This is a genomic window from Terrabacter sp. GCM10028922, assembly GCF_042666095.1.
GTDB lineage: Bacteria > Actinomycetota > Actinomycetes > Actinomycetales > Dermatophilaceae > Terrabacter.
Genome location: NZ_JBHTFG010000005.1, coordinates 50,093 through 63,379 on the forward strand (window position 1 = coordinate 50,093; position 13,287 = coordinate 63,379).

At 72.5% G+C, this 13,287-nt stretch carries 9 protein-coding genes; 3 read left to right on the top strand and 6 right to left on the bottom strand.

The features are described from left to right. Window positions 1–22: 22 nt before the first annotated feature. The 4 genes from nirB to ACFQU3_RS04625 are packed head-to-tail and all read right to left on the bottom strand — an operon-like array spanning window position 23 to window position 7,810. On the bottom strand, window positions 23–2,584 hold the full coding sequence (gene nirB / locus ACFQU3_RS04610; protein ID WP_385907184.1) for a nitrite reductase large subunit NirB: 2,562 nt from the start codon (window positions 2,582–2,584) through the stop codon (window positions 23–25). Next, on the bottom strand, window positions 2,581–4,182 hold the full coding sequence (locus ACFQU3_RS04615; RefSeq protein ID WP_385907187.1) for an FAD-dependent oxidoreductase: 1,602 nt from the start codon (window positions 4,180–4,182) through the stop codon (window positions 2,581–2,583). Before ACFQU3_RS04615 ends, nirB begins: the two co-directional genes overlap by 4 nt. Further along, window positions 4,179–6,305, bottom strand: a complete 2,127-nt coding sequence (locus tag ACFQU3_RS04620; protein ID WP_385907322.1) for a molybdopterin oxidoreductase family protein — start codon at window positions 6,303–6,305, stop codon at window positions 4,179–4,181. Before ACFQU3_RS04620 ends, ACFQU3_RS04615 begins: the two co-directional genes overlap by 4 nt. Before the next feature lie 14 nt (window positions 6,306–6,319). Beyond that, window positions 6,320–7,810 carry a nitrate/nitrite transporter gene (locus ACFQU3_RS04625; RefSeq protein ID WP_385907190.1) on the bottom strand — a complete coding sequence of 497 codons (1,491 nt, stop codon included), beginning with the start codon at window positions 7,808–7,810 and terminating at the stop codon, window positions 6,320–6,322. Between the two features lie 232 nt (window positions 7,811–8,042). Here ACFQU3_RS04625 and ACFQU3_RS04630 point away from each other — a divergent pair, with 232 nt between their 5' ends. Then, window positions 8,043–8,873 (top strand): alpha/beta fold hydrolase, encoded by an 831-nt coding sequence (locus ACFQU3_RS04630; protein WP_385907193.1) that lies wholly within the window; start codon window positions 8,043–8,045, stop codon window positions 8,871–8,873. 74 nt (window positions 8,874–8,947) lie between these two features. On the opposite strand, the gene ACFQU3_RS04635 is transcribed toward ACFQU3_RS04630, so the two are convergent. Both ACFQU3_RS04635 and ACFQU3_RS04640 read right to left on the bottom strand, forming a co-directional pair. Beyond that, the gene (locus tag ACFQU3_RS04635) at window positions 8,948–9,652 is read right to left on the bottom strand and encodes a LuxR C-terminal-related transcriptional regulator (RefSeq protein WP_385907196.1); all 705 of its coding nucleotides are present in this window, start codon (window positions 9,650–9,652) and stop codon (window positions 8,948–8,950) included. Further along, a complete protein-coding gene (locus tag ACFQU3_RS04640; RefSeq protein ID WP_385907199.1) occupies window positions 9,649–11,211 on the bottom strand; it encodes a PspC domain-containing protein in 1,563 nt (520 codons plus the stop codon). Before ACFQU3_RS04640 ends, ACFQU3_RS04635 begins: the two co-directional genes overlap by 4 nt. A gap of 34 nt (window positions 11,212–11,245) precedes the next feature. Between ACFQU3_RS04640 and ACFQU3_RS04645 the strand changes: the two genes are divergently transcribed. Both ACFQU3_RS04645 and ACFQU3_RS04650 read left to right on the top strand, forming a co-directional pair. Continuing rightward, window positions 11,246–12,592 (top strand): PspC domain-containing protein, encoded by a 1,347-nt coding sequence (locus tag ACFQU3_RS04645; protein ID WP_385907202.1) that lies wholly within the window; start codon window positions 11,246–11,248, stop codon window positions 12,590–12,592. Continuing rightward, window positions 12,589–13,194, top strand: a complete 606-nt coding sequence (locus ACFQU3_RS04650) for a hypothetical protein (protein ID WP_385907205.1) — start codon at window positions 12,589–12,591, stop codon at window positions 13,192–13,194. The genes ACFQU3_RS04645 and ACFQU3_RS04650 overlap by 4 nt, the downstream gene beginning before the upstream one ends. Window positions 13,195–13,287 lie beyond the last annotated feature (93 nt).

The window sequence follows — 13,287 nt, forward strand, 5'->3', positions numbered from 1 at the left end:
CTTCTGGCACAGGAGGTCTGGTTCAGCTCGGCCGGTTCGCCGACGGCATGCCCAGCATGACCGGCACCTTGCGCGGGCCGGACTCGTCGAAGGCCACGGTCGGGTCGGCCTCCTCGGGGGCGTTGACGAACGACACGAAGCGAGCCAGCTTCTCCGGGTCGTCGAGCACGGCCTTCCACTCGTCCTTGTAGCCCTCGACGTGGCGCGCCATCGCGGCCTCGAGGTCCTCGGCGATGCCGAGCGAGTCCTCGCAGATGACGGCCTTGAGGTGGTCGAGGCCGCCCTCGAGCGACTCGAGCCACGGCGCCGTGCGCTGGAGCCGGTCGGCGGTGCGGACGTAGAACATGAGGAACCGGTCGATGTAGCGCTGGAGCGTCTCGTCGTCGAGGTCGCTCGCGAGAAGCTTGGCGTGAGCGGGCGTCTGACCGCCGTTGCCGCACACGTAGAGGTTCCAGCCCTTGTCGGTCGCGATGACGCCGACGTCCTTGCCTCGGGCCTCGGCGCACTCGCGCGCGCAGCCCGAGACGCCGAACTTCAGCTTGTGCGGTGAGCGCAGGCCCCGGTAGCGGTGCTCCAGGTCGACGGCCATGCCCACGGAGTCCTGCACGCCGTAACGGCACCACGTCGAGCCGACGCACGACTTCACGGTGCGCAGCGACTTGCCGTAGGCCTGCCCCGACTCCATGCCGACCTCGACAAGGCGCTCCCAGATCGCCGGCAGCTGCTCGACGCGGGCCCCGAAGAGGTCGATGCGCTGGCCACCGGTGACCTTGACGTAGAGGTCGAAGTCCTTGGCGACCTGGCCGATCGTGATCAGCTGCTCGGCGGTGACCTCGCCACCCGGCATACGGGGGACGACCGAGTACGTGCCGTTCTTCTGGATGTTGGCCAGGAAGTGGTCGTTGCTGTCCTGCAGCGCGGCCTGCTCGCCGTCGAGGATGTGGTCGCTGCTCGTCGAGGCGAGGATCGAGGCGACGGTCGGCTTGCAGATCTCGCAGCCGGTGCCGGTGCCGTAGCGGCTGATCAGGCCCGAGAAGGTTCGGATCCCGGTCGAGGCCACGATCTCGAAGAGCTCGGCGCGGCTCTGCTCGAAGTGCTCGCACAGCGCCTTGGACAGCTCGACACCGGAGTCGACGAGGAGCTTCTTGACCGTGGGGAGGCAACCGCCGCAGGTGGTTCCGGCGTTGGTGCAGCCCTTGATCGTGGCGAGGTCGCACGCACCCTCGGCGATGGCGCCGCAGATCGAGCCCTTGGTGACGTTGTTGCACGAGCAGATGACGGCGTCGTCGGGCAGCGCGTCGGCGCCGAGCTCGGCCCCGGCGGGGGAGATCAGGGCGCCCGGGTCACCGGGCACCTCACGCCCGACGTAGGCCTTGAGCGTCGTGTAGGCCGACGCGTCGCCGACGAGGATGCCGCCGAGCAGCGTCTTCGCGTCGTCGGAGACGACGATCTTCGCGTAGGTGCCCTTCGTGGCGTCGGTGTGGACGATCTCGAGAGCGCCGGGCGTCGCGGCCATCGCGTCTCCGAACGAGGCGACGTCGACACCGAGGAGCTTGAGCTTCGTCGAGAGGTCGGCGCCCGGGAAGGTCGCCTCACCGCCGAGCAGCCGGTCGGCGACGACCTCGGCCATGGTGTAGCCGGGTGCGACGAGGCCGTAGCAGCGGCCCTCGACGGCGGCGACCTCGCCGACGGCCCAGACGTTTTCGTCGGAGGTGCGGCACGTGACGTCGGTGATGACGCCGCCGCGCTCGGCGATGTCGAGGCCGGCGGCCCGGCCGACCGCGTCGGCCGGGCGCACGCCGGCCGAGAAGACCACGAGGTCGGTCAGCAGCGCCGTTCCGTCGGAGAGGTCGACCGCGAGCCGGCCGTCGTCCTGGGCGTCGATCGAGCTCGTGCCGGCCCCCGTGTGGACCTGCACGCCGAGGTTGCCGATGAGGCGCTTGAGGACCGCGCCGCCGCCCTCGTCGACCTGCAGCGGCATCAGCCGTGGGGCGAACTCGACGACGTGCGGGGTCAGGCCGAGCAGGCGCAGCGCGTTGGCCGCCTCGAGCCCGAGCAGGCCGCCACCGACGACGAGCCCGTTCGCCGTGCGGCCCTCGGCCGTGGCCCGGGCGATGGCCTGCTCCGCCGCCGACCGGATGCCGTCGAGGTCATCGAGCGTCCGGTAGACGAAGCAGCCGACCGAGTCGTGACCGGGCACCGGCGGGACGAAGGGGGAGGAGCCGGTCGCGAGGACGAGCTCGTCGTACGCGATGACGTCGCCGTCGCTCGTCGTGACCTTGCGGGAGTCGCGGTCGATGTGGTCGGCGCGCGTGCCGAGGCGCAGGTCGACGAGCTCGTCACCGGCGTACGTGTTGCCCGTGAGGGCGAGCGCGCTGCGGTCCCAGGCGCCGACGTAGGAGGAGAGCCCGACGCGGTCGTATGCCGCCTCCGCCTCCTCGGAGAGGACGACGACCTTCCACGTGCTCTCCGCGTCACGCGAGCGCAGGGCCTCGACGAAGCGGTGGCCGACCATGCCGTGGCCCACGACGACGACGGTCCGTGTGGGGGCGACGGTGTTGGTGCCGGTGGGGTCGGACATCATGCGGCTCCTTCGGTGAGAGCGGTGGCCAGGGCCGCGGCGGGCGCCGGCGCGGAGGTTGCGGTGGAGTCGGTCTCGGGGGAGGTCTGGGCGGCGGGGCTCGTCGAGGGTTCGGAGGAGCGGAGCCAGGAGCAGAGGCCCTCGACGGCGCCCTTGCAGGAGCCGCAGCCGGTCGTGGCGCGGGTGGCCTCGGCGACGGCGGGCACCGAGTCGGCACCGGCTCGGAAGGCGCCGACGATGGCAGATTTCGTCACCGTGTTGCAGCGACAGATGACGGTGCTGCCGGGCATCTCGGCGAGGTTCGCGCTCTCGGGCGCGGAGCTGCGCGTCACGGCGCGGCCCAGCATGAGGGCGAGCCGGTCCCGGGGCACTGCCGAGCCGCTGTCGTAGAGCTGGGTCAGGGCACCTGCGGCGTCGCCGACGCCGAGAAGGATGGCACCGACGAGGCGGTCGGAGTGCAGGACGAGCTTGGCGTAGCGACCCCGGCTCGGGTCGGTGAACGAGAGGACCTCGTGCTCCGCGTCGTGCACGTCGACGGTGATCGAGCCCATGCTCGCGAGGTCGATGTCGTGCGCCTTGAGCCGGGTCAGCACGCTCGTGCCGGTGTAGGTGGCGTCGGGATCCGCGCCCGTCAGGACGTCGGCGAGCACGCGGGCCTGGTCCCAGCCGGGCTGGACGAGGCCGGGCACCTCTCCACGGTGCTCGGAGCACTCGCCGATGGCGTGGACGTGCGGGGCCGACGTGGCGAGGCGGTCATCGACGACGATGCCCCGGTTCACCTCGAGACCGAGGCTCTGGCCGAGGTCGACCCGCGGGCGCACCCCCGTCGAGATGACGACGAGGTCGGCGGGCAGCTCTGAGCCGTCGTCGAGCACGACCCGAGCCGGCCCCTGGGCGTCCGCGGAGCGGCGGGCTGCCACGAACCGGCCGAGCACGAGGTTCGCACCCAGCTCGCGGACCACCCGGGCGAGCACGGCACCGCCGTCGGCGTCCATCTGGCGCTCCATGGGGAAGCCCATCGGGTGGACGATGGTCACGTCGATGCCCTGGCCCAGCAGGCCGCGAGCGGCCTCGAGACCGAGCAGCCCACCTCCGAGCACGACGGCGTGCGTGGCGGACCCGGCGAGCTCGACGATGCGCTGGCACTCGTCGACGGTTCGGAACGCGACGACGCCGTCCGGGCCCGAGGCGTCCAGACCGTCGCGGTCGACGCCCTCGATGGGTGGGATGAAGGACGTGCTGCCGGTCGCGAGCACGAGCTCGTCCCACTCGAGCACGCGGTCGTCGGCCGGGGACACCGTGCCGCTCAGCGTTGCCGTCCGCGCCTCGAGGTCGACGGCGCTGACGCGCGCGCCGGTGACGACGTCGATCCGGCGGGCCGTCCACCAGCCGTCGGGCTTCAGTCGGGTCTCGCGCGGTGTGATCTTCCCGGCGACGACGGTCGAGAGGAGCACGCGGTTGTAGGCGGCGTGCGGCTCCTCGCCGACGATCGTCACGGCGAACCGCGAGGCGTTCGGGTCGCGGTGCCGGATCTCCTCCGCGAGGCGCGCACCGGCCATGCCGTTTCCGACGATGACGACGCGGCGGGGGGTGGGTGTCATGAGACGGCCTCCAGGCGGACGGCGCACGCCTTGAACTCCGGCATGCGGCTGGTCGGGTCGAGGGCGGCGTGCGTGATCGAGTTGGCGCGCGCGTCGCCGCCCCAGTGGAAGGGCAGGAAGACGACGTCGGGGCGCATGTCGTCGTCGAGGCGTACGGTCGCGCGGGTGCGTCCGCGGCGGCTGACGACGTCGGCGGGCTCGCCCTCGACGAGGCCCGCGGCGGCCGCGGTGTCGGGGTTCACCTGGACGAACATGTCTCCTGCCGCGGCCGACAGCTCCTCCACGAGCCGCGTCTGCGCGCCCGACTGGTAGTGCTGCAGCACCCGTCCGGTGGTCGCGACGAGGGGGTATGCCGGGTCGTCGGCCTCCGCCGGACCGACGTGGTCGACGGGGACGAACCGGGCGAGGCCGTCGGGGGTCGCGAAGCGGTCGAGGAAGAGTCGCGGGGTGCCCTGCGGGCGCTCGGTGCTGCACGGCCAGTGCAGGCTCTCGCCGGCGTCGAGCCGCTCCCACGTCACCGCGGAGTAGTCGGCCGGTCCGCCGGCCGAGGCCCGGCGCAGCTCGTCGAAGACGACCCTGGGGTCGGTGGGGAAGTCCGTGGCACAACCGATTCGGCGAGCGAGCTCGCTCCAGACGTCGAGCTCGCTGCGGCAGCCTGACGGCGGCGCGAGCGCCCGGCGGCGACGCAGCACGCGACCCTCGAGGTTGGTCAGGGTGCCCTCCTCCTCGGCCCACTGGAGGACCGGCAGGACGACGTCGGCCATCGCGGCGGTCTCGGAGAGGACGAAGTCGCAGACGACGAGCAGGTCGAGCGCGGCCAGGCGCTCGGTGACGACGCGGGCGTCGGGGGCCGAGACGACCGGGTTGCTGCCGTGCACCATCAGGACCTTCGCGCCGCCGTCGGTGCCGAGCGAGGCGAGCAGCTCGAAGGCGCTGCGCCCCGGACCCGGCAGGTCCGCGGGGTCGACGCCCCAGACAGCGGCGACGTGCGCGCGGGCGGCTGGGTCGTCGATCTTCCGGTACCCGGGGAGCTGGTCGGCCTTCTGGCCGTGCTCGCGCCCACCCTGACCGTTGCCCTGGCCGGTGATGGTCCCGAAGCCGGTGCCGGGGTTGCCCGGCAGGCCGAGCGCGAGCGCGAGGGCGATGAAGGCCGTCACGGTGTCGGTGCCGCTCGCGTGCTGCTCGCTGCCGCGCGCGGAGAGGATGTACGCGCCGCGCTCGGTGTCGCGTGCCCGGGCGAGGGCGGCGACCGCTGCGCGCATCGTCGTCACGGCGACGCCGGTGACGCGCTCGACACGCTCAGGCAGCCACTGGGCCGCGACGGACCAGAGGTCGTCGAAGCCCGTGGTGCGCTCCGCGATGAAGCGCCGGTCGGCGTACCCCTCGGTGACCGCGAGGTGGAGCATCCCCAGTGCGAGGGCGGCGTCGGTGCCGGGGCGCAGCTGCAGGTGCAGGCCACCACCGTCGACGGCCTTGGCCGCCGTCGGCGTGAGCCGGGGGTCGGCGACCATGAGGCCGCCACAGTCGGCCGCGCGCACGAGGTGGGTGAGGAAGGGCGGCATCGTCTCGGCCGGGTTGGCGCCGAGGAGCAGGACGGCGTGCGCCGACCCGATGTCGGTCACGGGGAAGGGGAGCCCGCGGTCGAGGCCGAAGCACCGGATGCCGGCTGCCGCGGCCGAGCTCATGCACCACCGGCCGTTGTAGTCGATCTGGCTCGTGCGCAGTGCGACCCGGGCGAACTTGCCCAGCTGGTAAGCCTTCTCGTTCGTCAGGCCACCGCCGCCGAAGACCGCCACGGCATCGCGGCCGTGTGCCGTCTGGGTGCGGACGATGGCATCGGCGACGACGTCGAGCGCCTCGTCCCACGACGCGGGGACGAGCTCGCCGTCCCGGCGCACGAGGGGCGTCGTGATGCGGCTCGAGGTGCGCAGCAGCTCGGCGCTCGTCCACCCCTTCTGGCACAGGCCGCCCCGGTTCGTCGGGAACCGACGCGGGGTCACGGTGAGGTCGGCCGCCGATGACCCGGTGAGGGTCATCGCGCACTGGAGCCCGCAGTAGGCGCAGTGCGTGGCAACGCCCGCCCGCTCGGAGGGGAGGTCCCCTCCGAGCGCGCGAGACGGCATTCGGACGTCCGTGGTCATCGGCGGTAGCGCGCCTTCGTCAGGATGGCGGCGCCGACGTAGAAGAGCGTGAAGACCACGAAGGCGGCGGTGGCCGACTTGGCAGCGCCGAGGTACGAGGCGCGCAGGCCCAGGTTGATGAGGACGCCGCCGAGGGCTCCGATCGCGCCGGCGATGCCGATGAGGGCGCCGGCCATCGAGCGCGACCACGCTGTCCGCTCGATGGCCGGGCCCGGAATGGACGCCGACTTCGCCTCGAAGAGGGCCGGGATCATCTTGTAGACCGAGCCGTTGCCGATGCCCGACAGGATGAAGAGCAGGACGAAGCCACCGATGAGGCCGGTGAGCTGCAGGCCCGTCGCGGCGCCCTTCGTGACGTCGTCGGCACGCGCGGCCAGGGTCACGAGCACACCCGCGACGGCCATTCCGACGAAGGTCCAGAGGGTGACGGCGGCGCCGCCGCGACGGTCGGCGAGCTTGCCACCCCAGACGCGGCTGACCGAGCCGAGGAGCGGGCCGACGAAGGCGATCTGGGCGGCGTGCAGGCTCGCGGCGGCCGTCTGCGCCGGGGTGGGTGCGGCGCCACCGGTCAGGCCGGCGAGGAACGTCTGGTTGAGCACCTGGCCGAAGGCGAAGCCGAAGCCGATGAACGAGCCGAACGTGCCGATGTAGAGCAGCGAGATGACCCAGGCGTCGGTGTGCCGCAGCACCTCGAGCATGGCCTTCGGGTTGGCCGTCTGGTGGTCGAGGTTGTCCATGAAGATCGCGGCCCCGACGCTCGCAACCGCGAGGAGCACGAGGTAGACGGCACAGACGACCTCGGGGCGGCGGTTGCCGAGGGTCGCGATGACGAGCAGGCCGACGAGCTGCACCACCGGGACACCGATGTTGCCTCCGCCCGCGTTGAGGCCCAGGGCCCAGCCCTTCATCCGCTGCGGGTAGAAGGCGTTGATGTTCGTCATCGACGATGCGAAGTTGCCTCCGCCGAGGCCCGCGAGGGCGGCCACCAGCAGGAAGGTCGTCAGCGAGTGTCCGGGGTTGACCATGAGCCACCACGTCATCACCGCCGGCACCAGGAGCGCGACGCCGCTGAAGATCGCCCAGTTGCGGCCGCCGAAGAACGCGGTCGCCATCGTGTAGGGGATGCGCAGCAGGGCGCCGACGAGCGTCGGCACGGCCACGAGGAAGAACTTGTCGGCCGGGGTGAAGCCGTAGACGGCCTGCGGCATGAAGAGCACCATCACCGACCAGATCGACCAGATCGAGAAGCCGATGTGCTCGGTCGCGACCGACCAGATGAGGTTGCGGCGAGCGACGTTCTTGTTGCCGCCCTCCCAGGCGGCGGTGTCCTCGGGGTCCCAGTCACGGATGACGCGCTTCTTCGGCGCAGTGAGCTCGCGGAAACGGCTCGGGCGCTCGGTGGTCGTCGTGGGGGCGAGGACGGGGGACCCGGCGGCGCTGCCGGTGGTGCTGGTGGTGCCGGTGGTTCCTCCGGTGGTGGTGCTCACGGTTCCTCCTGGGCTGCTTGAGCCGGTTGCATGGGACGCTGCGAGAGCGTGACGCTCACGCTAGGAACCCGGTGTTGCACGACGACCGACCCGCTGTGACGTGGGCGTTACATCTGCCTCACGTGGGTCGTGCAGGGCGGTGAGGTCACGCACGGCAGGCCTCCGACACGTGTCTCACGGACCTGCGCCGCCGCCGTGAGGCACCTGCCGCGTGCCGCGTAGGCTCGCGGGCATGACCGCGGCACGTCACCAGGAGTCCCTCAACACGTTGTCGGTGGGCACGACGGGTCCGCGCATCGCCTTCCTGCACGGGCTCTTCGGGCAGGGCCGCAACTGGATGCAGATCGCCAAGGCCGTGAGCGGGCCCGATGGCACCGACGCCCGGTGCCTGCTCGTCGACCTGCCCGACCACGGACGGTCACCGTGGTCACGGGAGTTCTCGCTCGACGCGTACGCCGACGCCGTCGCCGGCGCCCTCAGCGGGGCCGCGCCGGGAGAGCCGTGGACGGTCGTCGGGCACTCGCTCGGCGGCAAGGTCGCGATGGTGCTCGCGCTACGCCACCCCGACCTCGTCGAGCGACTCGTCGTCGTCGACATCGCGCCCAAGGGCTACGGCTCGCTCGAGCGCTTCGAGGGCTACATCCGCGAGATGCAGGAGCTGCCGCTCGCCGACCTGACGAGCCGCGCCGACGCGGAGGATCGCTTCGACGAGCCGGACCCCGGTGTCAAGGCGTTCCTGCTGCAGAACCTCCGTCGTGACGGGCACTCGTGGCGCTGGCAGGTCAACCTCGACCTCGTGGCGGGCGACGCGGCGCTCGGGTCGGGCTCGCGCATCGCCGACTGGCCCGACGCCGTCGACGACCTCCCGCCGTTTCCCGGCCCGGTCCTCTGGATCGCCGGCGGCGACTCGCGCTACATCCAGCGTCAGGACGCCGAGCGCATGCGTCGCCACTTCCCGAGGACGCGACTCTTCACGATCAAGGGCGCCGGGCACTGGGTGCACACCGACGCACCCGAGATCGTCGTGACAGCCCTGCGCCGAGTCCTGCACGCCCACGCCTGAGCCCCGGGTCGATGTAATGGCGCCGCTCCTGGCCCGCGTCGATACATCGATCCGGGGGAGCCGGGGGCGGTGGGTCAGAGCAGGCGCCGGCCCATCGCCCATGCCGTGAGCTCGTGGCGGGAGCTGAGCTGGAGCTTGCGCAGGACCGAGCTGACGTGGGTCTCGACGGTCTTGATCGAGATGAACAGCTCCTTCGCGACCTCCTTGTACTGGTAGCCGCGGGCGATGAGGCGCATCACCTCGCGCTCTCGGGCCGACAGCCGGTCGAGCTCCTCGTCGATCTCCGCGACCTCACCCGCCGCCGCGCCGAACGCGTCGAGGACGAACCCGGCCAGCCGCGGGCTGAAGACGGCGTCGCCGTCGGCCACGCGACCGATGGCGGTCAGCAGGTCCTCGGCGCTGATCGTCTTCGTGACGTAGCCCCGCGCGCCCGCACGGATGACGGCGATGACGTCCTCGGCGGCATCCGACACCGACAGGGCGAGGAAGCGGACCGGCACACCGGCGCGCGACTGGACGGCGGCGCACGCGCGGATGACGTCGGCGCCGCCGTGCCCGTCACCGCCGGGCAGGTGGACGTCGAGGAGCACCACGTCGGGCTGCTGCTCGGTGATCGCCGCCACCGCGGACTCGACCGCGCCGGCCTCGCCGACGATCTCGAGACGGAAGGACGCCGGCCCGGCCGAGGCCGCGAGCGAGGTGAGCTCTGCCCGCACGCCCGTGCGGAACATGTGGTGGTCGTCGACGATGACGATCCGGATGGTCCGCGGGTCGGTCATGAAGCCTGCTCCTGGGTTTGGGGGTCCGGGGTGCTCGGGGCTGCCGGTGCGGCGCTCGCCGCCGGGGCCGGGGTGGAGGTCGGATCGCTCGGGGGCGGCTCGCCGACCGGTAGCCGCAGCTCGACCTCGGTGCCGTCGGGACGCCGCCGGATGCGCGCGCTGCCGCCGTGGCGCTCCATGCGTCCGATGATCGACTCGCGGACGCCTGCGCGGTCGTCGGGCACGGTGTCGAGGTCGAAGCCGGCGCCGTGGTCGCGGACGAACGCCTCGACGGCCACGGGCCCGACCTCGACGTAGGTGCTGACCGGCGGGCTCGCGTGGCGCACGGCGTTCCACGTGGCCTCGCGCACCGCCTTGACGAGCGCGTCGAGGTGCTCGTCCATCGGGCGGTCACCGGTGACGACGAGCTCCACGGGCACCCCGTGGAGGTCCTCGACCTCGCCCATCGCCGCGGTGAGGGCGGCGCCGAGCGAGCCGGCGCGCGCGTCCTCGTCGTAGAGGTAGCTGCGCAGCTGCCGCTCCTGCGCTCGGGCGAGCCGGGCCACGGTCGCGGCATCGCCGGACTGTCGCTGGATGAGGGCGAGGGTCTGGAGCACAGAGTCGTGCAGGTGGGCCGCGATGTCGGCGCGCTCGGTGGCGCGGATGCGGGCGGCCTGCTCGAGTCGCAGGTTGCTCCAGAGTCGCAGGACCCACGGCGCGGACAGGACGGCGACCCCGACGAGGGCGGCGAGCACGGCGCCGGCGACCTGCCACAGCTCCGTGAGGTTGGTACCGCGCACGAGCAGGCCGACGAGGCCGAGGATCGTGAGACCGAGACCGACGACGAGCCAGATCCACCGCACCGGGCGGCGCGCGCCGATCGCGTCGGTGTCGTCGAGCTGCGACCAGAAGAAGATCGCGCCGATGACGATGGCGACGAGCGGCAGGATCACCTCGGCGTGGACGTCGAGTCCGGCGCTGCCGAGCCACAGGGCACCCGCGAGGGCGAGGGCTGCCACACCGAGCAGGGTGATGAGGACGGCCTGGTTGCCGCTGCGCAGCCAGGTGCGCACGCTCGCGAGGTCGATGTGGTGCCCGCCGATGGTCGCTGCGCCCGGCGTCGTGCCGGTGGTGCCGGTGGTGCCGGTGGTGCCGGTGGTGCCGGTCGTCGTGGCAGCGCCGCCGACCGGCACGCCGGTGGCCGGGTCGATGCCCGGGCTCGTCGCGGCGGCTAGCGCGGGGTCGACGTCGCCGACCTCACGCATCGTCGCCCAGAGGAAGACGTAGACGACCAGACCCGCGCCGAAGGGGATGCTCGACAGGACGAGGGCGATGCGCACCGCGTTGACCGGGACCCCCAGGTGGTCGGCGAGTCCTGAGGCGACGCCGGCGACGACCTTGCCCTGCCGGTGGCGCACGAGCGGGGGCCGGGGTGTCGCCCGCCAGGCGGGTCGCACCGGGCCCGTTCCGTTCTCGTATGCCGTCTGCACCGTTCCATCCTCACCCACGCGGGCCGGTCGGGCGACCATCCGGACCTGCTTTGGGGGTCGCGTCAGGGTGCGCTCAGGGTCGACCCTCATGGTTGGGTCGTGCCCGAGCCGACACTCTGGTGACATGACGAAAAGCAATGGGGCCCCGACGCAGGGGCACGGTCTGGACGGCTTCTACGCCGCCCTCAGGCGGCCCGGGATCATGCGGCAGTCCGACGGCCGCTGGTTCGCCGGTGTCGCCACGGGGCTGGCCCGCTGGCTCGGGGTCGACCCGCTGGTCGTGCGTGCGGGCTTCATCCTCTTCTCGATCTTCTTCGGCATGGGCCTGGCCCTCTACCTCGTGCTGTGGCTGCTCATGCCCGACGACCGCGGCGAGATCCACGCCGAGCGCGCGCTGAAGCACGGCGAGGGCCACTCGATCTTCCTGCTCGTCGTGACGGTCATCTCGATCCTCGGCGGCGGCCCATGGTGGGGCGGGGACTTCCAGGGCTTCCGGTTCTTCGGCTTCGCCCTCCTCGTCGCCGGCGCGTGGTGGTTCCTGACCCGCACCGACACCGGCCGCGACCTGCTCGCCCAGGCCCCGTGGAGGAACCAGGCATCCGCCACGACCGGTGGCAGCGCGACGACCGACCCGGCAAGTGCCACGCAGCCCGGCGCGACGGGCACCGGCAGCGGCACGGTCCCGGCCGGTCCGGGCTCGCACCCGGCATACGCCTCGACGGGCAACGCGGCGGCCAACGCCGGTGCGGCCCTCGCCACACCGCGGCCTCCTGCGCCCACGCCGGTGCGGTACCGGACGCCCTCCATCGGCTTCGCCGGCGGACTGCTCGTCCTCGGCCTGGCCATCGTCACGGGTGTCGTGTTCTCGACCGCCGCCGATGCGGCCGGGTGGCCCGGCAACAACGTGGCCGTCGGGATCGCCTCTGCCGTAGGCCTGCTCGGCCTCGGCATCGTGGTCGCCGGCATCGCCGGGCGACGCCCGGGAGGGCTCCCCTTCTTCGCGGTGGTCGGCATGGTCGCCGCCGCCATGACGACGGCCGCCCCCGCCGGTCTGTCGCAGCCGTGGAACGTCGGGGAACGCACGTTCACCGTGACCACGCTGACCCCTGACCGGGACTACGAGCTCGGCGTCGGCGAGATGAAGCTCGACCTGAGCAAGGCGAACTACCGGGCGACCGCCGGTGTCGACACCGTCACTGCCACGCTGGGGCTCGGCGAGCTCAACGTCGTCGTCCCCGAAGGGGCGGACGTCGTCGTCAACGCCAAGGCACGCGCCGGCGACATCGTCGCCACCGGCGCCGGCGTGGCGGGCGAGGGGATGCGCGAGCGCGGACCGGACCAGCTCGACTACGAGGGCGCCAACTGGACCCAGCGCGTCACCTTCGGCGCGGCCACGCAGACCCCCGACATCATCGTCAACGCAGAGGTCGGCCTCGCCTCGATCCGGATCACGACGGCGAGCGCGTCATGAGCACCGAGCGTCACGACCCCATCCACGAGTCAACGACCGAGTCCACCACCGAGTCCACGACCGAGTCCACGACCGAGTCCACGAACGCACCGGAGACGAGCGCGATGACCAAGCACGAGAAGACCCCCTCCACACCGGAGCCCATACAGGAGTTCAGCGACCCGACGGCTGCCCCGGACGAGACCACGACGATCCCGGCATCGCCCACGCTCGCGATGCCGACGGCGGCGCCGTACCGCGTCGAGCCGGCGACCCCCGTGCCCGACGACACCGTCACCGACCCGGACCCGGCCGACGAGACCTCGGCCCTGCCGCACCTCCCGCCGCCCTCCGCATCCGCGCCGGACCCTACGTGGCCGCCTCCGGTCGTCGCTCACGAGCCGCCTCGCCCAGCCCTGGTCACCGTGCGCAAGGGTCCGCGTCCCGGGTCGATCATGTTCGGGCTGCTGACCATGATCGTCAGCGCGTACGTCCTCGTCGCCAACCTGACGAACGCCGACCTCAGCTTCCACCTCGTCGGGCCGCCGATGATCGGGGCCTTCGGCGGGATGCTGCTCATCGTCGGGCTCGCCGGCGTCGTCGCCGGGAAGCTGCGTCGCTGAACCACCGTCCCTGGAGGACGCGGGAGCCGGGTGCCGCCGGCCGGGAGAAGGGACCCGGCCGGCGGCATCCGTGCGCCAGAGGGCCCTCTGGCC

Bases quoted from the DNA above. Each gene is read 5' to 3' on its own strand.
- ACFQU3_RS04620 (WP_385907322.1), bottom strand. From the start codon at position 6,305: ATGCCGTCTCGCGCGCTCGGAGGGGACCTCCCCTCCGAGCGGGCGGGC.
- ACFQU3_RS04640 (WP_385907199.1), bottom strand. From the start codon at position 11,211: ATGAGGGTCGACCCTGAGCGCACCCTGACGCGACCCCCAAAGCAGGTC.
- ACFQU3_RS04650 (WP_385907205.1), top strand. From the start codon at position 12,589: ATGAGCACCGAGCGTCACGACCCCATCCACGAGTCAACGACCGAGTCC.
- nirB (WP_385907184.1), bottom strand. From the start codon at position 2,584: ATGATGTCCGACCCCACCGGCACCAACACCGTCGCCCCCACACGGACC.
- ACFQU3_RS04645 (WP_385907202.1), top strand. From the start codon at position 11,246: ATGACGAAAAGCAATGGGGCCCCGACGCAGGGGCACGGTCTGGACGGC.
- ACFQU3_RS04615 (WP_385907187.1), bottom strand. From the start codon at position 4,182: ATGACACCCACCCCCCGCCGCGTCGTCATCGTCGGAAACGGCATGGCC.
- ACFQU3_RS04635 (WP_385907196.1), bottom strand. From the start codon at position 9,652: ATGACCGACCCGCGGACCATCCGGATCGTCATCGTCGACGACCACCAC.
- ACFQU3_RS04630 (WP_385907193.1), top strand. From the start codon at position 8,043: ATGACCGCGGCACGTCACCAGGAGTCCCTCAACACGTTGTCGGTGGGC.